Source organism: Bacillus sp. AF23, from assembly GCF_020861455.1.
GTDB lineage: Bacteria > Bacillota > Bacilli > Bacillales > Bacillaceae > Bacillus > Bacillus halotolerans.
In genome coordinates this window covers 93,972-110,522 of record NZ_JAJHVY010000012.1, presented here as the reverse complement: position 1 = coordinate 110,522, position 16,551 = coordinate 93,972, and the positions used below count along the sequence as shown (strand labels likewise).

Sequence of the window (16,551 nt, the reverse complement as noted above, 5' to 3'; positions counted from 1 at the left end):
CATATTTTTTAAAATTGAAAAGTATTTTTTTAATAATGGGATTATTCACAAACTTTTCGTTGACTCTTTTCTCTATTTATCCTAAAATTTTCTTTGAAACCGTTACCAAAATATTTTCATTCAAGTGATGCTGAAATCCTAACCAAGGGGGAAATCCAATGGAAAATCGTTACTCTGTACACCCTGAACAAGTAAAACGCTTTACAACCGAGGAGCTTCGCAGTCATTTTTTAATGGATACGTTATTTACGGAAAATAAGCTGACCATGTATTACTCCCATGAAGACCGTGTTGTGATCGGCGGTGCAGCACCCGGACAGAGCGAACTGAAGCTTGATGCCGGAGACTTTCTTAAAACGGACTTTTTTCTGGAACGGCGTGAAATCGGTATTATTAACGTCGGCCAGCCTGGTGCGGTTAAAGTTGGCGATGATGAATATGTGCTTCAAACAAAGGATTTTCTATATATCGGGATGGGCAATCGGGATGTAGCATTTAAAAGCCTAAACGGAGAAACAGCAAAGTTTTACTTCGTCTCCTCGGGCGCGCATCAAAGCTATCCGACGCAAAAAGCCGCTCTTTCTGAACTGACACCGGACCGGCTCGGTGACGCAGCAGCATCAAATGTAAGAAGCCTGTACAAAGTCATTCATCAAGATGGCATTCAAAGCTGTCAGCTGATGATGGGGATCACGATGCTGGACGAAAACAATAACTGGAACACCATGCCGGCACACGTTCATGATCGCCGGATGGAGGCTTATCTCTACCTTGATCTTGAGAAGGATTCGAAGGTTTTTCACTTCATGGGTCAGCCGGATGAAACACGCCACCTTGTCGTCGGAAACAAGCAGGCTGTCCTTTCTCCTGCCTGGTCCATTCATTCTGGCGCAGGAACATCTAACTACAGTTTTGTATGGGCGATGGCTGGTGAAAACTACACATTTACGGACATGGATCTTGTGCCGATGGATGGGCTGAAATAAGATGAGTTATCTGCAAGAGGCATTTTCATTAGAAGGAAAAACGGCACTGGTGACAGGGCCGGGTACGGGAATCGGCCAAGGAATCGCCAAAGCGTTGGCAGGCGCCGGTGCTGATATTATCGGCACATCACATAAAAGCAGCCTCTCTGAAACACAGAAGCTTGTGGAACAAAAAGGCCGCACATTCACTTCCTTTACATTGGATATGAGTAAGCCTGATGCAATAAAGGATACAGCGGCTGAACTGTTTGAAACACAGCAAATCGACATCCTTGTTAATAACGCCGGGATTATTCACCGGGAAAAGGCGGACACTTTCGCTGAAGAGAACTGGCATAACGTGCTGAATGTGAACCTAAACAGCTTGTTTATCCTGACACAGCTAGCGGGCAGACACATGCTGAAAAGAGGTCACGGGAAGGTTATCAATATTGCCTCTCTCCTCTCTTTTCAAGGCGGTATTCTTGTTCCAGCCTATACAGCAAGCAAACATGCCGTTGCTGGTTTAACAAAATCGTTTGCAAATGAGTGGGCTGCTTCCGGCGTACAAGTTAACGCGATAGCGCCTGGCTATATATCAACTGCCAATACACAGCCTATCCGGGATGATGAGAAGCGAAATGAAGACATTTTAAAAAGGATTCCTGCCGGCCGCTGGGGCCAAGCTGATGATATCGGCGGGACGGCTGTTTTTCTGGCATCTCGCGCTTCGGATTATGTCAATGGACATATTTTAGCAGTAGACGGCGGCTGGCTTGCCCGCTGACAAAATGAAAAAGCTGATGATCATGGATCATCAGCTTTTTCGTGATTACATCATATGCGGTTCAACAGGTAAGACCTTTTTCACTTCATCAATGATGCGTTCATTTTCTCCGCCCGCATAAATATGAATCGAGCCGCTGTCTTGATTTGAGCGAATCAGACGGCCAATCCCCTGCCGCACTCTCAACAGCATATACGGAAGGTCAACCTCTTCAAACGGGTCTTTTCTCGCACTGTTGCGTTTTGCCGTAAATACAGGGTCATGAGGCGGAAACGGCAATGACCAGATCGTGACATTCTTCAGTGCGTCACCAGGTATATCAAGCCCTTCCCATAGGTGAACTGAACATAAAACCGTTTCCTCTTCCCCCTGGAATTTTTCTACTAAGCTGCTGATTTCCTCGTCGCCTTCAAAGTAAATCGGATACGGCAGCTCCCAAGCAGCTGCGAGCTCCTTAAACTCGTTTAATTCCTCAAAAGACGGGAAGAGCACCAGCGTTCTGCCTTTATAGTGCTTAATTGTCTCTATTGTTTGAGCTGTTTTTTGTTCTGCGCTCATTTCTGTTTTCCCATAAAGGGTAACGGTCATTTGTTCGTCATAATCATAAGGAGAATCAACCGTTAACGATAAGTAATCGTGAATCCCCAGACTGTCCGCAATATAGTCAAACGAACCGCCTTCTGACAGCGTTGCAGAAGAAAAGATATACGGAATTTTCTTTGAAAACACTTTCTCGCCAAGCACTTCTGCTACTGTTCTCGGCATCACGACAAAAGTGGATTCCGCTTCCTTTTGCTCCAGCCAGCTGATCGCATCCTTTTGATATAAAGATAATGAATACGCCATTTGCTCAACGTATTCCTCTACCACTGACAGCTCGTATTGATCAATGGTGTACATTTCTGACTCAAATACGAGTGCTTCACCAATTTTATCAAGCAACCGGCACAGCTCGTCCGCCGCCTTTTTGACACGCTGATCATTCTTTATTTCCAAACGGTGCGACCCGGCAACTTCTCTTGATTCTTCAGAAAGAACATAGAAAAATTCGTCGTTTGCAGCAAGTGCGTCTTCTATCAATTCAGCAAATTCTTCTCTAATGTCATTTTGAAGCAAACGTTCTAAAAATAATTCAAGAGTTGATTGCTTGACTCTGTAGGTTAATGCTTTTTGCGCAGCAAACTCTAACAGATGCCCTTCATCAAATACAACCGCACTATGATCAGGCAAGAGCGGCAGCTGTCCCTCCCGTTTGCGCGATTCTTCCGTCCATACATGTTCCATATAGAAATCATGAGAACAAATGATCAAGTCTGTTGACTTGCGATAATAATCTCTTGATAGCGTCAAGCCGCATCTATGTCTCATATCACATGTCAGGCAATCTTGAAACGAGTCGTAGCTTACTTGCGACCATTCTTCATTCGAAAGGTTAGCGTACTGCTTTCGGTCACCGTATGGATAAAACCGCTGCATGGCCTGTGACTCATGGACAAATGACGGTAAAGCTTCATAAAGATCAAGCCACTTTTCATCATCAGATCGCTGCATTGTTTTTTCAAGCTTTTTCAAGCATAGATACTGCTCATGTGATTTCGATAGCCTTGTGTCAATCTTAAGATTTAAATGTTCAGCCAGCTTCGAAATGTCTCCCTCTTTTTTCACGAGCTGTTCGATTAGCGTTTCATCAGCACAAGCGATAATAGCGGGTTTTCCGACATATCTTGCATAACTGATCGCAAAAAGAAGGTAAACAAGTGTTTTCCCCGTTCCTACTCCGGCTTCGGCAAACATGACTTTTTTCTCTTTAAACGCCCGTTCCAGCTGAAAAGCCATGAACACTTGCTCATCTCGAAGATCAAACCCTTTTTCGGGAAGAATATCGTAAAACACGTCACCAATCCAATTGTTCAATTCTTCATAAAAATTCTTTGTTTTCGTTAAAGAAAAAGGCAAACGTGATGTTGTCACCCAGTTCCAACCCCCAACTATTCGGCATTCAGACCATCTATAATATCATTTAACCCTTTACAATACAACAAAAAAACTTGGCGAGGCCAAGTTTTTTTCATTTCATTTCCGATTAACATGTGAACATAAAAACGGATGGTCTGTTGAATGTGTATGTTTTACCGCATTTTCTAGAGCTTCCTGTGCGGAAGTCATGGCGGAAGGATCGAACTCCGCTCCGGCTTCCTGTAGCTGGGAGGCAGTTGCGTCTAACGCCTTTTGTATTTTACTGAAGTGCTCGCTGTTCAGCATAAAATAAGGATCACCTCTCAAAAGAAATAATCATCATTCTATGCCGATACTTCACTTTCTATACATGCCCTCCTGAATGTTTAGCACGTGACCTGCACAAACTACAACAGATATTCGATCGAATATCCATCTTCACAAATTTATTCTATCCGGGAGTGATGGTTACATGAGTTATAAAGATCGATTAGATCAGCATTCTGAATTGTTTCATCACAATTGGACGCGGCCGAAACGCTCTAAATCGCAGGTGAACGGCCACACCGAAATGTCCCAGACCAACATTATTTTACGGAGCAACGCAAAAGCGCACCGCTGGTAATGGCAGGATAAACTGTAAAGATGCTTACAGGCTGTCGAATATCGACAGCCTGTAAAATTATATCTATAGAAAATTTTCTGTCTATTTTCTTTTCTCTACATAAATAGTTTTGGATTGAACTGCGTCTTTCATTTTCCCGCCTTTGTATAACTCAACATTAACCTGCCATCTCTCTTTAAATGTAGGTTTTAGTAGTTTACTGAAATAAAACTTTTTAACAGGTGTTTTATTCGAGAATGAACCCTTTTGGAAATAATTACCGAGGTTATATTCCCCATCTAAGGTGACAACACTCATTCGATAGTTCAATGTCCCACATTTTCCATTTGTCTGAGCATATGCATCAATAGAAGTAGCTTTTCTTGTATATGTTGTTGCATCAGTCCAAACCCTAGCTTCACAACCTTTAATTCCTTGAACTGTTTCCCATGAACTCATTGCTGCTTCTGCTTTTGGACTGCAAATAAAGGTAGAGCCTGCTATCAGTAATGCAGAAGCACCCATCAAGATTTTCGATGTTTTTTTCACTAATTCCAACTCCTTCATATTTTTACATAAAATATTATAAATCAGCATTATATATATATCAAGACTAGTAGGTAAATTTTAAGAAATTATTAAACTATAGCAACTTACATTATAAAAGGCAAATCCGTTAAGAATTTGTCTTTATTATGAGAAATTATTATAAATTACTACGTATGTATAATAAATGGTTCATAAAAACTTTATTCCCCAACACTATCCCAAAGATATTCAAGTTTAAAATTTATCCTAAATAGCCGAAAAACAGGAACTCAAGTCCCTGTTTTTCGGCTATTTCCTTAAAGTACCATTTATGACCTATTTTTAAATCCTATAAAAGGGACTATATTTTTGAAATTGTTTTTTTCTTTTTAGCCCAGTACTGATAATAATCCGTTTTAATAAATCCATTAAAGAGCTTTCGTTTCTTCGTTGCTTTTCTTCCATATGCTTCCTCAAAATTTTCATTTGAAGTCAGCATATACACAGACCACGTATCAAGCGGTTCGAACGCCTGCCCCATTTCTTTGTACATTTGTTCCACAGCTTTTTTCTCTCCGAGACGTTCTCCGTACGGCGGGTTTCCGACAATCACGCCAAACTCAAGTTTTGTAGTGAAGTCCTTTACCTGCATTTGTTTAAATTCGATTAATTCGCTCAGTCCCGCTTCCTCTGCATTTTCTTTTGCGATTTGCACCATGCGGTGATCTACGTCACTGGCGAAAATCGTAAGCGGCTGATCATAGTTTGCCTTTTCTTCGACTTCAAGACGTGCTTTGTCCCACAGATCTTTACCGATCCACTCCCAATCCTCTGAGACAAAATCGCGGTTAAATCCCGGGGCAATATTTTGGCCGATTAATGCGGCTTCAATCGCGATCGTTCCGGAACCGCAAAAAGGATCGACAAATGGACGGTCCGGAGTCCAATTTGTTAATTGCACCAAAGCGGCAGCAAGCGTTTCTTTAATGGGCGCGCCTCCCTGATCCACGCGGTATCCCCGTTTGTGGAGGCCTGTCCCTGACGTATCAAGTGTAATAACCGCCTGATCTTTCAATAAAGAAATTTCCACCTTATATTCGGCGCCTGTTTCTTCGATCCAGTCATTGGCTTTGCCGGACTGCAGCTTCAGCTTTTCAACAATCGCTTTTTTGACGATCCGCTGACAGTCGGGAACGCTTGCAAGTGTTGATTTAACGGATTTACCGATGACAGGGAATTTCCCGTTCTCCGGTATAAATGAACGCCAGTTAACCGCTTTCGTTTTTTCAAACAGCTCATCAAATGTTTTTGCTTTAAATGTAGCAACTTGAACTTTTACGCGGTCCGCCGTTCTCAGCCAAAGATTCGCACGGCAAATCGCAAGCGCATCTCCTTCAAAGATAACTTTTCCGTTATCAACCTTGCATTCATATCCTAAGTCACGAACTTCTTTTGCAACTACAGCTTCAATGCCCATCGGCGCTGTTGCAATTAGTGTATACTTCTTCATCGTATCACCCTGTCTTTTAAAACTTTTCTCTCATCAAGATAAAAGCTCTCCTTATACGGGAGAGCTTGATTTCATCATTTAATTTAAGTGGTCTAACGTTCTGTAAGCCATGTTTTGTTCCATCGTACTGCAATCGGCTCATCACCTCGTACTCAGGCGGCAATCATCTATCTACAGAAAGCATTCTGTCCTTCTCTCCGTTGAATTCCGTCAAGAAGGTTCCCCTACCAAAATTTGGGTTTCTCGCTCGAGGGGTTTACCGCGTTCCACTCTCACCATTTCTAGTGAGACTTCGTCACTGTGGCACTTTCAAGGATACTCAGCCATATCCAAAGGACGTAGGCTTTTTTCCTGCCGTCAGCCTATCAAGGCTGCCCTAGCTTATGACTTCGCTAGGCACGAACACTACGGGCATCTCAGCACCGTGCGAGCATGGACTTTCCTCTACAGATTCAAGATCTGCAGCGATTACCCGAACGTTAAGAACATGAATTATTATATAACAACTGATTGTCATTTACAAGCGCCATTTTTTACAAGCGCAGATCAATCATAAAGCTTGCTGCCAAAAACATGCTTTTCTAAGTTAGACAGCCGTTTTAAGATATCAAAGTTCGTTGTGTTTGATTGCACTGGCTGTTTTTTGCTGGCTTCTTCAAGCTGTTTTTTCAGCTGCAAATTTTCCTGCTGCAGTTCTTCAATTTCTTGATGGAAGGTTTCATAATCCTTAATGATCATATCTAAAAATTTGTCAACGTCTTCTTGTTTGTAACCTCTAACGCCTGTTTTAAATTCTTTTTCCAAAATGTCTTTCGCAGAAAGCTTTACTTTATCAGCAAGCATCTTTTTCACCTCGTATCGTGAATCATCATCTTATATTTTTTCAGAAATCTAGACGATTGTCAAATTTCTCTTTCTTTGTTATGAGAAGCTGTCTTCCTCTACTGTCACTCTCAGATCATCCATTGTGATAAAGTAGATCGGATAGCCATCCTGTTCGCGTCTTTTTTCAGCTGTCTCAAGCATATACTTTGGGGAACCAGCCATTTCAGAGTCATATAAAAGCATAAGCGCGTCAGACTTATCAATGAAGAACTGATTTTTTTGTTTGAACTGAAGCGGGCTTTCATACGGACGATGAGTCAGGCTTTCCTCGTAGTCCGCCTGGGCCAGAACAGCTTCATACAGTTCCTTATTCGGCTCTTTCCAGTTCTTTTCCTGCTCGTAAAATGGTGTGATGACAGCAACCTTCAAGTCAGGGTATTCTTCCTGCAAATCATATGCAACTTCGGCCGACCAGAGTTCTGTTCCAAGCTGCCCTGAAATTAAAATCCATTCTAATCCTTCATCCAAAAAAGCAATCAGCCGGTTCTTAATGGCTTTTTTTATGTAATACAGCGCCTTGTCATCCTGTTTAAATATCCCGAGTTCAAACGGTTTATATCCTGTTATTGCCAATACTTTCATCTTTTCACCTGCTTTAAAAAATGGGGCTCCCTTTGGGCCCCATTTGATGTGCTGCGTTGGTTTACACCATCAAGCTGCACGTTTCCATACTAGTAATCGCAACAAGGTCTTCCTGCTTGAAAATGCTGATGCGTAGCCGGATCAACATTTGAGAAAGTGTGTGGAAAGTAGTGAACGTGCTGGAAATGCTGGTGATTTACGTTTGTTGTGTGCTGTGGGTGAATGTGCGGCACGATTGTTTTTGAAAACGTATGGTGTTCACAGCAATGAGTAGGATGGACAATCGGCGCCATCATGTGCGGTCTGCAGTGATGCATGATTTAAATCCCCTTTCCATAAACTTTATTACAATACTAAGCTATGAAAAATAGGGGGTACATGTTCTGATGCAAAGACCTATTTTAAAAGTGTGCAATTAAGCTGTCTTTAAAGTTTGAAAATACGAAAGCAATCAAAAACACAACGACGAAGAACAAATAAAAAACACCCTTATACATACCAACTCTCCCTTTAAAAATAACTAACGTCATTTTACAGGATTCGCCGGTTTTCTACAACAAAATCGATGTGAATCCAGCAAAAAAATTTCATGGCGAAAGAAGTCGTCTTTTGCGCTTTCCCGGAGAATATTTAAGAGGAATATTTCCTCTTCAAACGGGCAATTCTCACGTGCAGATTTTCCGTTTCTTTTTCTGATAAGGACGCCTCATCAGCAAGTAATTGTTCAGCTTTATGTAAAGCTTTCCCGAATTCCTTTTTCTTATGCTCAAAATATTTCGCAAGCTCTATCGCTGAAGTGTACCTGCATTTTTGGTGCTGAGAATGAGATAGCTTCTCCCAAAGCGGGACTGCATCTTCTAGGCGGTTTTGTTTTTTGTACAGCATTGATAAATCTAAAAGGGCTCTGTCTTTATTTTCAAATGACTTTTCTTTAAGTCTTTCAAGCTGATTGACTGCTTGGCCCGTTTCCTTATGGGCCATAAACCATTTCGCCATTGCGTAAGCTTCATCATACTCTTTTGGCATATCAGAAGCGGAAAGAATTTTCTTTGACATATGAATGTACAGTGAAATTAACGACAGCACATCCATCTCATTATGGTGCAGCACACCCTTTAAAAGATCCGGTTCCTGTGCCTTAATAAAATGAAAGTACAGCATCGGCGCCAAATAGCCCGGGGTGTCTTCTTTTCTGCGTACGCCGAGCTCTTCTTTTTCAACTGAGCCAAGCGACACGCGTTCCATTTTGTGCTTCCACAAACGCCTTGCTCCATGCAAGAGGTCAAAATGCCCGAATTCCGGGAGCTTCGGAACTCTGTCACGAATCAGTGTATGCCTTGTTTTTACCTGCGGCCAATCAAAAGCTTTTCCGTTGTAGGTAACAAGTGATGTAATATCAACCTCGCTTAAAAAGCTCTGATACAAGGCGACTTCATTCCCCGGTTTGGGCAGAAGATGCTGTTTGATTACCACTCGATCTTTATATACCCTTGCATGGCCGAGCAAAAAAATCGTATTGCCGGCTCCACCGCCAAGACCTGTTGTTTCTGTATCAAAGAAAAACAGGCTGTTGTTTTCATATCCTTTTGCAGATAATGTATGCGAGAGGCTGCTTTTGTTCCATAACCCGATGACTTCATCCAGCTCGGAAAAACAGTAATGCCCGTGCTGATGGGAGAGCGGATATTCTACTTCCCTGATCAGACAGTATTCATCCTCAAAGAAGAAAGGCTTCACGCCATAAGCCTCCCACTCTTTAAGAAATGGTATATCAGAGCGAATGTCTGAAGTCCCATTCTCTTCTATCTTGTGTTCTGCTTCCTCCAGCACCATATGCTTTTTCATACGCTGGAGTTTTCCTTTTAACGACATGCCTAACCTCCTTTCCTTATGACATTTGGTCCAACAGCTGCAAAATTCGTTCCTTGGCTTTTATTCCTTCTATTTCAGTACCTATACAAGACGGACAGCCATCATGACAAGGACATTGTTTTATCAGCCGCTTAGCCGCTTCATTAATGTCAGCAAACCGTGTAAAAACTTCCTCTGCCAAGCCGATTCCTCCCGGATAATGGTCATACAAAAATACCGTTGGCAAACCGGTATGGGCAGCTTTGATTTGCGAAACGACATGGACATCATTTAGGTCACACATAATATACACAGGGACAATATGCTGCAAAACATTCGATATGCCGAGAAGCAGCTGTTCGAGTGTCTTTTCTCCAATGTCTTCATCAATTGTTTTGATTTCAAGCCAAGCCGCACTCGTATGGAGTTCTTCTTCCGGTAAATGGATAGGGCCTGATCCGATATTTTCAAAAGTAGTCATCTTAATCTTTTTAAAAATAGTGGGCAATGCATTTACTGTAACATCGCCGTAATGTAGGGATGTACGGCTCCTCTCTTTTGTTTTGTCAATTTCCAGCACCTTCAGCTGGACTGCCAGATTGGCATCCGTGTAATATTCCACATCAACTCTTCTGACATAAGCCTTTTTATGATCCCAATCAAGCTTTTCCACTTGGAATTGCACGCCTTCATGCAAATAAATCGCTTCATCATGAAGAAGCGTCATCGCACTAAACCGATCCATTTCACCGATGATTCTCACATTCGCAACATCCGTTTGATCGACAATGACCACATTTTCTTGTGAAGCCGAACGCAGACTGATATTGGAAGCAGGAAACGATTCGTTTGCCCAATGATAACGTTCTCCATTGCGGTGCAGGACACCTTCTTCCTGAAGGTACTCGAGGATATCACTGACGTCCAGCGGCCCAAACTCTTCATCGGCTTTAAAAGGAAGTTCATAAGAAGCGCATTTTAAGTGATCAACTAAAATAATTAGATTCTCTGGGTTGATTCTTGCCGATTCCGGCGAACGGTCAAAAAAGTATTCAGGATGGCGCACAATATACTGGTCAATCGGCGTTGAATTAGCCACCATGACAATCAAGGACTCACCGTGTCTTCTGCCGGCTCTTCCCGCCTGCTGCCACGCACTTGCCACACTTCCGGGATAACCGGTCATGATACAGACCTGCAGCTGACCGATATCAACCCCGAGCTCCAGCGCATTTGTGCTGACAACCCCAAGAATTTCGCCATCTCGCAGCCCTCTTTCGATTTCTCTTCGTTCTTTTGGAAGATATCCTCCCCGATAGCCTCTGATAGACTTTGCCCCGATCTCTTTTTTCACCAGTTCCTGAATATGGCTTAAAATAATTTCCACACGGACTCTGCTTCTGGCAAATACAATGGTCTGCACTTTGTTCTTCAGGAACTCTTTCGCCAGCTCGTTTACTTCTACTGTTGCGCTTTTTCTGATGTTAAGCGGCTGATTAACAATTGGCGGATTATAAAATACAAAGTGCTTCCGTCCGCTTGGCGCACCGTTGTCATCAACCAGCCTCATTGAGTTTCCGGTCAGCTGCTCTCCCAATTCCTTCGGATTCGCGATCGTTGCCGAGGTACAAATAAAGATCGGGTCACTTCCATAAAATCGGCAGATCCGTTTCAGCCGGCGGATTACATTTGCCACATGGCTTCCGAATACACCGCGATACGTGTGCAGCTCGTCTATCACAATATATTTAAGGTTTTCAAACAGACTCACCCATTTTGTATGATGCGGAAGAATTGCCGAGTGGAGCATATCAGGGTTTGTAATCACAATGTGCCCTGATTTTCTGACTTTTTGTCTGATCGCCGGAGATGTATCTCCGTCATATGTAAAACTTTTAATATCAATGCCCATCTCATCAATGATTTCATTGAGCTCACTTTTTTGATCCTGGGCCAGCGCTTTAGTAGGAAATAAATATAACGCCCGGTTTGTATCGTCCTCAGCGATAGATTGCAGGACAGGCAGGTTGTAGCATAATGTTTTCCCGGATGCCGTAGGCGTTACAGTTACAATGCTTTCACCTTTTTGCACATATTGAAAAGCGGCATATTGGTGGGTATATAAGGCATCAATTCCCCTTTTGGAAAGGGCTGTTTTGAGTCTCTCATCTATACGTTCAGGCATCGGTCTTGTCCTTGCTTCACGAGGCTCAATTTCATGCCAGTTCACAACGTTTTCATTTCCTTTCAATTCAGAAATGAGTTCAGTCAGTGATTTCTTTTTCATTCTTTACACCTCTTTATCAAGTACAGTTTACCGAATATTTGTTTGCATGGCTAGGTGCAAATTTTATACAATCGGACAACAAAAAAGCAAGGCATCCGCCCTGCTTATTTCGCTCTTATTGTGAGCAGCTTTGTTTCGCCTTTATGTGCAGCCTTTTCGCCTGCAGGCTCTATTGTTTCCACAGCTTCCCCATTCATCATGACGATTGGGATGACTGTGCTGCTCGCTTTTTCTTTTATTAACTCCAAATCACACGTGATGAGCGGGTCGCCGACCTTTACTTTGTCACCTTCTTTAATATGAGCGGTAAATCCTTCTCCATTCATATTTACGGTTTCTAATCCGACGTGAATTAACAGCTCGATTCCCGAACGTGTCCGGATGCCCACGGCGTGTTTTGTATGAAACAGCTGAATCACTTCACCTTCAGCAGGTGAAACAATTTCACCATTAGAGGGTTCAACTGCAATTCCTTCGCCCATCATTTTTTGTGAAAAAACAGGATCCGGCACATCTGTCAGATCCATTACCGTCCCGTCTGCCGGAGAATAGATGACCTCTTCCGCAATTTTTTCCTCTGATTTTCCCATTCCGAATAATTTTTTCAGCAATGTGTTATCTCCCTTCCAATTCATCAACCGTTATCCCTTCATTCACCACCTATTTAACCACACTTTCAATTTCGCTTCAATTTATAACAACATCCGGCACAAACGCATAGTCTGATAAAAAAAGGCGGTGGCTCATTTGGAATGTAAAGATGACAAAAAGAATGAATTGTCTAAGAAAGAAGAGATCATCAATCAAGCAATGGACCATCTGTTTCAGTCTTCTGCATTAGGAAATCTTTTACATGGTTTTCAAAACTTGATCGACTCTAGTTTTAAAGATGTACAGACAACGATAGACGTCAGAGAAAGTGATGACGGGCTGTATGTCGATATCACAATTCCAGCAACGTTTCGAGACGGCGAGATTCTCATCGACATTAAGTCCCGGTACCTCCATGTAACGCTTCAGGAAAAACAGAAGGAGCAAAACGCCTCCACATTAACAAGCATGACAAGAACCGTACAGCTGCCTTATGAGGTACATCAGGAAGAAATGGAAACGTCATGGAGTGAGCAGACAATGACGCTTTTCTTCCCAACAAATAAGCATGAATGATTTGATTCATTCATGCTTTTGTTATTTGAAAAAGCTGGTAAATCCCTTTATTAATGAGCCGACTTGATTCATGGCACTCATGACTTGGCCTGTCGTATCCATCATTTTATTAAAGTCAAACTGCCCGTTCGCTTTTTTGAATTGCGACATAATACTTTGAACCTGTGAAGGCTGCTGCTGATTCGGTCTCGGAATAGGATAAGGATTAGGAAATACCGGCGGCTGCATAGGCATAGACTGAGGCGGATTATACGGCTGATAAAACTCCTGTTGTCCGTAATGCTGCGGAACGTACTGTTCAGAATGAACAGGCGCATTCTGCTGATAATATCCCTGCACTTGCTGAGGATAATAATAACCCAATTGCCGAGGATCGTTTTGAGGTCTCCTTTTCATTGCGATTTCCCCCCTAGACTCAACAGTTTCTCTCCTATATATGTATGAATCATTTCTTTTGTTTGTGTCTGATGCTATCAAGCGTGTTTGTCAAATTGTGTCGAAAGTTTAAATTTTTTAAAAACAGAAAAAAGTCGAATCATTATGATACCATATTTTCAATACAGATGAGAGGGGATGCACCATAATGAACGTACCATACTTAAGCAAACGTTTTGCAGAAATGAAGAAATATGAAACAGACTGTGTGAATAAACTGATGGACTTTGCCAAGTTCCTCTATATTCAAGGACACCTCAACGCAACTGAATTTCGTAACAGTATGAAGGTTCTGGAAGCAAATGGAGCAGAAAGCCCGGCATATGAGCTGAATTAATGTCCGGCCCCCTATAATAAAAATGAAGACAGCCTTATTGGCTGTCTTCACTTGCAATTTCATCCCTCACTGTCTGCAATGTGTAAATGACTGATTCAGTGATGTCTTTGAATCGCTTTTTATGAATATGATGAACATATGATTGAAGAATCAATTCCAGGAAATTATCTTTTGCGGTCTCTATTTGCTCAGCATGCACGTATTTCGGACGGTGAGACTTTATAAATTCAAGCGCCCCTTCCGCCCAGTGAGCTGCCAGGGCATCATTCTCCTCCACAGCAGGCTTTATCGTCTCAAAAAAATCGTACGAATGGTTATTTTCTTTCCCTTCCTGATATCGTGCAGCACCTGTTTCAGCGGCTTCAATCATTTGCTCGGTAACTTTCAGCAATGTTTGTGGTTGCAACATCCTTCACCTCAAAGCTTATCGTACCAAATTTTGCTCAAAAATTCAGCCGATGCGGTATACCTTATCTACAGCATACCTCTCTTGAGGGGATCGGTACAGTTCGTTTATACATATATGAAGATCCATGATTTCTTCTTCCAGAACACTCAAACGCTCGTCCTCCGTTTCACGCATTTCAGCCTCGAATACATCTATAGAACGGCCAAGGCTCTGTTCAGCACAGTTTATTTCAGTTTCTATATCAGAAAGCATTCGGAGAATATCTGTCTTGCTTACGTAACCGGACATTTGTGTTCCTCCCTTTACTCTTCTCTCCCGGTTAAATTCTTTGCTCGTACGGCGCAATCCTTCCGCATGACAAAACTAGAAGCAAATCGCCAAACAAACAGGTATTCCACGAAAAGCTGAAGTTTTCGACAAAAAGACACGCAAAAATTGTATGATCCTCACGCTTAATGCACACGATACTTGTGAGGAGGTGCCGTATGAAATCTAGACCGAAAAAAACCGGCCAGCAAAAAAAGACAGAATCAAAAGCAGTTGATTCTTTAGATAAAAAACTAGGCGGCCCGAACCGTCCTTCTACGTAAGAAGCAAGGAAATTCCTTGCTTCTTTTATTTCTTCAGCCAATGCTCCACCGCAAAGAGCGCATGCAGCTGACGTTTTTTGTTTACATACCAGTCAGTCAATTCTATCTGCCGCGGCAATGCCTCCCGCGCAAAGAGGCCTTTCTTTATCTTTCCATGAAACCAATCTGTTTTCTTTCCGTCTAATGAGTGAGTTAATTCAGGGTAGCATGTCCTTAGCATAGGAGATGTCCTTTTTGTGATTCCGATCATTTTTTCCATATCAAAACGGGAGCCTGTATGCGGCACTGTGTGCAAAAAGTCATAAAAAGAAGAAAACAGTTCCGGACTGAACAGCAATTGTGACAGCTGTTTTCCAAGCCTTATCCTTTCTTCGGTTTTAGAAAAACGCTTGGCCGAAATACCGTAAAGAATGCCGTCTGAAGAAGGAAAAATAACGGTGTTGAAATGAAACCAGTCACTTAAATAAAAAGGAATCGTGCCAAAAACGTTCTTTTTGAACGAAGGATTTTGTATAATAGGTGTTTGGATAGTGTTTTGTTCATTTATAATGAGAGCATACATGAGCCGCTCCGTGTTTCGTTCATGCCAAAAACGGGTCCACTCTTCTGTCATAAATTGTGATACGCCAAACAATTGCAGATAGTTGAACAGGGGCTTCCCGATTTTTACAGACCAGTGGTACAAAAGAAGCTGCGGATAGGCATCTGAAAAGATGAGCCAATTCGCTCTCTCGTAGGCCAAAAAGAACCACCTTTGCTGTGACTCTCGCAGACCAAGCTGAAACAGACTGCCCTTTAAATCAGTCATCGACCAGCCGGCATTGCGTGAAACGAAGGAAGCTAAGAGCGACCATTTAATTTCCGGATGACGGTCATAGAATGTTTTATAAGCATTCGTTCTTGAAATATTATCGGCGTTTTTGACTGCTGTCTGCCGCTCAATCCGGCGAAGAAGCTTTCTGATGGCCTGTTGTTCTTGCACGTTCATTCACTTCCGTCACTAATAGTTTAATAAGGAGGATGAGAAAGTGATTCGGTATCCTAACGGAAAAACGTTTCAGCCGAAACATCCGGTTTCATCCCAAAACAGTCATAAAAGAGCGCCATCTTACAGTAATCGCGGAATGACCCTCGAAGATGACTTAAACGAAACGAATAAGTATTATCTGACAAACCAAATTGCCGTGATACACAAAAAGCCGACACCTGTTCAAATTGTAAATGTCCATTATCCAAAAAGAAGCGCTGCAGTCATAAAAGAAGCCTATTTTAAACAATCATCGACAACAGATTATAACGGAGTTTATAAAGGGCGGTACATTGACTTTGAGGCGAAAGAGACAAAAAACAAAACCTCTTTCCCCCTGCAGAATTTCCATGATCATCAAATTGAGCATATGAAGCAGGTAACGGCTCAAGACGGTATTTGTTTTGTTATTATATCCGCTTTCGGCCAGGTTTATTTTTTAGAAGCCGATAGACTGTTTTATTTCTGGGAAAGAAAAGAAAAAAACGGCAGAAAATCAATTCGAAAAGATGAGTTAGAGGAAGCAGCTTATCCGATTTCTCTTGGATACGCGCCAAGAATTGATTATATTAGTATTATTGAGCAGCTTTATTTTTCGCCATCATCTAGTGCGAAAGGTTGATTAACGAAA

22 protein-coding genes and 1 other RNA gene are annotated in these 16,551 nt (G+C 42.2%); 7 read left to right on the top strand and 16 right to left on the bottom strand.

The genetic code is table 11. The features are described 5' to 3' along the window. Window positions 1–158: 158 nt before the first annotated feature. Complete coding sequence (gene kduI, locus LNN34_RS04190; RefSeq protein WP_202647423.1) at window positions 159–986, top strand: 5-dehydro-4-deoxy-D-glucuronate isomerase; 828 nt, start codon at window positions 159–161, stop codon at window positions 984–986. Between the two features lies 1 nt (window position 987). After that, window positions 988–1,752 (top strand): 2-dehydro-3-deoxy-D-gluconate 5-dehydrogenase KduD, encoded by a 765-nt coding sequence (kduD, locus tag LNN34_RS04185; protein ID WP_229042797.1) that lies wholly within the window; start codon window positions 988–990, stop codon window positions 1,750–1,752. Between the two features lie 45 nt (window positions 1,753–1,797). On the opposite strand, the gene LNN34_RS04180 is transcribed toward kduD, so the two are convergent. Continuing rightward, on the bottom strand, window positions 1,798–3,723 hold the full coding sequence (locus tag LNN34_RS04180) for an ATP-dependent DNA helicase (protein WP_229042795.1): 1,926 nt from the start codon (window positions 3,721–3,723) through the stop codon (window positions 1,798–1,800). A gap of 102 nt (window positions 3,724–3,825) precedes the next feature. After that, window positions 3,826–4,014, bottom strand: coding sequence for a hypothetical protein (locus LNN34_RS04175; protein WP_229042794.1), 189 nt, complete (start codon window positions 4,012–4,014; stop codon window positions 3,826–3,828). Window positions 4,015–4,180: 166 nt separating this feature from the next. Here LNN34_RS04175 and LNN34_RS04170 point away from each other — a divergent pair, with 166 nt between their 5' ends. Beyond that, on the top strand, window positions 4,181–4,333 hold the full coding sequence (locus LNN34_RS04170) for a YpzG family protein (RefSeq protein WP_003153548.1): 153 nt from the start codon (window positions 4,181–4,183) through the stop codon (window positions 4,331–4,333). Between the two features lie 81 nt (window positions 4,334–4,414). On the opposite strand, the gene LNN34_RS04165 is transcribed toward LNN34_RS04170, so the two are convergent. The 10 genes from LNN34_RS04165 to LNN34_RS04120 form a co-directional block, all read right to left on the bottom strand. Continuing rightward, a complete protein-coding gene (locus tag LNN34_RS04165) occupies window positions 4,415–4,861 on the bottom strand; it encodes a hypothetical protein (RefSeq protein WP_324251391.1) in 447 nt (148 codons plus the stop codon). 340 nt (window positions 4,862–5,201) lie between these two features. Further along, entirely contained in the window at window positions 5,202–6,350 is a 1,149-nt protein-coding gene (locus tag LNN34_RS04160; RefSeq protein WP_229042792.1) for a THUMP domain-containing class I SAM-dependent RNA methyltransferase, read from the bottom strand. A 98-nt stretch (window positions 6,351–6,448) separates the two neighbouring features. Beyond that, window positions 6,449–6,830, bottom strand: an RNA gene (rnpB, locus tag LNN34_RS04155) — RNase P RNA component class B. A gap of 66 nt (window positions 6,831–6,896) precedes the next feature. Beyond that, complete coding sequence (gene gpsB / locus LNN34_RS04150) at window positions 6,897–7,193, bottom strand: cell division regulator GpsB (RefSeq protein ID WP_010334692.1); 297 nt, start codon at window positions 7,191–7,193, stop codon at window positions 6,897–6,899. 78 nt (window positions 7,194–7,271) lie between these two features. After that, window positions 7,272–7,817 carry a DUF1273 domain-containing protein gene (locus tag LNN34_RS04145; protein ID WP_024121823.1) on the bottom strand — a complete coding sequence of 182 codons (546 nt, stop codon included), beginning with the start codon at window positions 7,815–7,817 and terminating at the stop codon, window positions 7,272–7,274. 89 nt (window positions 7,818–7,906) lie between these two features. Next, on the bottom strand, window positions 7,907–8,134 hold the full coding sequence (cotD, locus tag LNN34_RS04140) for a spore coat protein CotD (protein ID WP_081638329.1): 228 nt from the start codon (window positions 8,132–8,134) through the stop codon (window positions 7,907–7,909). Window positions 8,135–8,218: 84 nt separating this feature from the next. After that, window positions 8,219–8,347, bottom strand: coding sequence for a hypothetical protein (locus LNN34_RS04135; RefSeq protein WP_003230707.1), 129 nt, complete (start codon window positions 8,345–8,347; stop codon window positions 8,219–8,221). 100 nt (window positions 8,348–8,447) lie between these two features. Next, a complete protein-coding gene (locus LNN34_RS04130; protein WP_229042789.1) occupies window positions 8,448–9,689 on the bottom strand; it encodes a ribonuclease H-like domain-containing protein in 1,242 nt (413 codons plus the stop codon). Window positions 9,690–9,705: 16 nt separating this feature from the next. Continuing rightward, the gene (mrfA, locus tag LNN34_RS04125; protein ID WP_229042787.1) at window positions 9,706–11,955 is read right to left on the bottom strand and encodes an ATP-dependent helicase MrfA; all 2,250 of its coding nucleotides are present in this window, start codon (window positions 11,953–11,955) and stop codon (window positions 9,706–9,708) included. A gap of 104 nt (window positions 11,956–12,059) precedes the next feature. Beyond that, window positions 12,060–12,566, bottom strand: coding sequence for a PTS sugar transporter subunit IIA (locus tag LNN34_RS04120; protein WP_229042785.1), 507 nt, complete (start codon window positions 12,564–12,566; stop codon window positions 12,060–12,062). Window positions 12,567–12,702: 136 nt separating this feature from the next. Here LNN34_RS04120 and LNN34_RS04115 point away from each other — a divergent pair, with 136 nt between their 5' ends. After that, entirely contained in the window at window positions 12,703–13,122 is a 420-nt protein-coding gene (locus LNN34_RS04115; RefSeq protein ID WP_059352454.1) for an Hsp20/alpha crystallin family protein, read from the top strand. Window positions 13,123–13,143: 21 nt separating this feature from the next. Here the strand turns inward: LNN34_RS04115 and LNN34_RS04110 are convergent, their stop codons facing one another. Next, window positions 13,144–13,518 (bottom strand): YppG family protein, encoded by a 375-nt coding sequence (locus tag LNN34_RS04110; protein WP_044155301.1) that lies wholly within the window; start codon window positions 13,516–13,518, stop codon window positions 13,144–13,146. Between the two features lie 187 nt (window positions 13,519–13,705). Here LNN34_RS04110 and LNN34_RS04105 point away from each other — a divergent pair, with 187 nt between their 5' ends. Further along, the gene (locus tag LNN34_RS04105; protein WP_044155293.1) at window positions 13,706–13,894 is read left to right on the top strand and encodes a YppF family protein; all 189 of its coding nucleotides are present in this window, start codon (window positions 13,706–13,708) and stop codon (window positions 13,892–13,894) included. A gap of 34 nt (window positions 13,895–13,928) precedes the next feature. On the opposite strand, the gene LNN34_RS04100 is transcribed toward LNN34_RS04105, so the two are convergent. Both LNN34_RS04100 and LNN34_RS04095 read right to left on the bottom strand, forming a co-directional pair. Further along, a complete protein-coding gene (locus tag LNN34_RS04100; protein ID WP_095532787.1) occupies window positions 13,929–14,300 on the bottom strand; it encodes a YppE family protein in 372 nt (123 codons plus the stop codon). Between the two features lie 45 nt (window positions 14,301–14,345). Next, window positions 14,346–14,591 carry a DUF5446 family protein gene (locus tag LNN34_RS04095; protein WP_044155280.1) on the bottom strand — a complete coding sequence of 82 codons (246 nt, stop codon included), beginning with the start codon at window positions 14,589–14,591 and terminating at the stop codon, window positions 14,346–14,348. Window positions 14,592–14,788: 197 nt separating this feature from the next. On the opposite strand from LNN34_RS04095, the gene sspM reads away from it, so the two are divergent. Next, window positions 14,789–14,893: an acid-soluble spore protein SspM gene (gene sspM / locus LNN34_RS04090; RefSeq protein WP_044155273.1), complete on the top strand. Its 105-nt coding sequence runs from the start codon at window positions 14,789–14,791 to the stop codon at window positions 14,891–14,893. Window positions 14,894–14,918: 25 nt separating this feature from the next. Here the strand turns inward: sspM and LNN34_RS04085 are convergent, their stop codons facing one another. Then, complete coding sequence (locus LNN34_RS04085) at window positions 14,919–15,881, bottom strand: DUF2515 domain-containing protein (RefSeq protein ID WP_229042783.1); 963 nt, start codon at window positions 15,879–15,881, stop codon at window positions 14,919–14,921. Between the two features lie 40 nt (window positions 15,882–15,921). Between LNN34_RS04085 and recU the strand changes: the two genes are divergently transcribed. Beyond that, window positions 15,922–16,542: a Holliday junction resolvase RecU gene (recU, locus tag LNN34_RS04080; RefSeq protein ID WP_229042781.1), complete on the top strand. Its 621-nt coding sequence runs from the start codon at window positions 15,922–15,924 to the stop codon at window positions 16,540–16,542. Window positions 16,543–16,551: the final 9 nt, after the last annotated feature.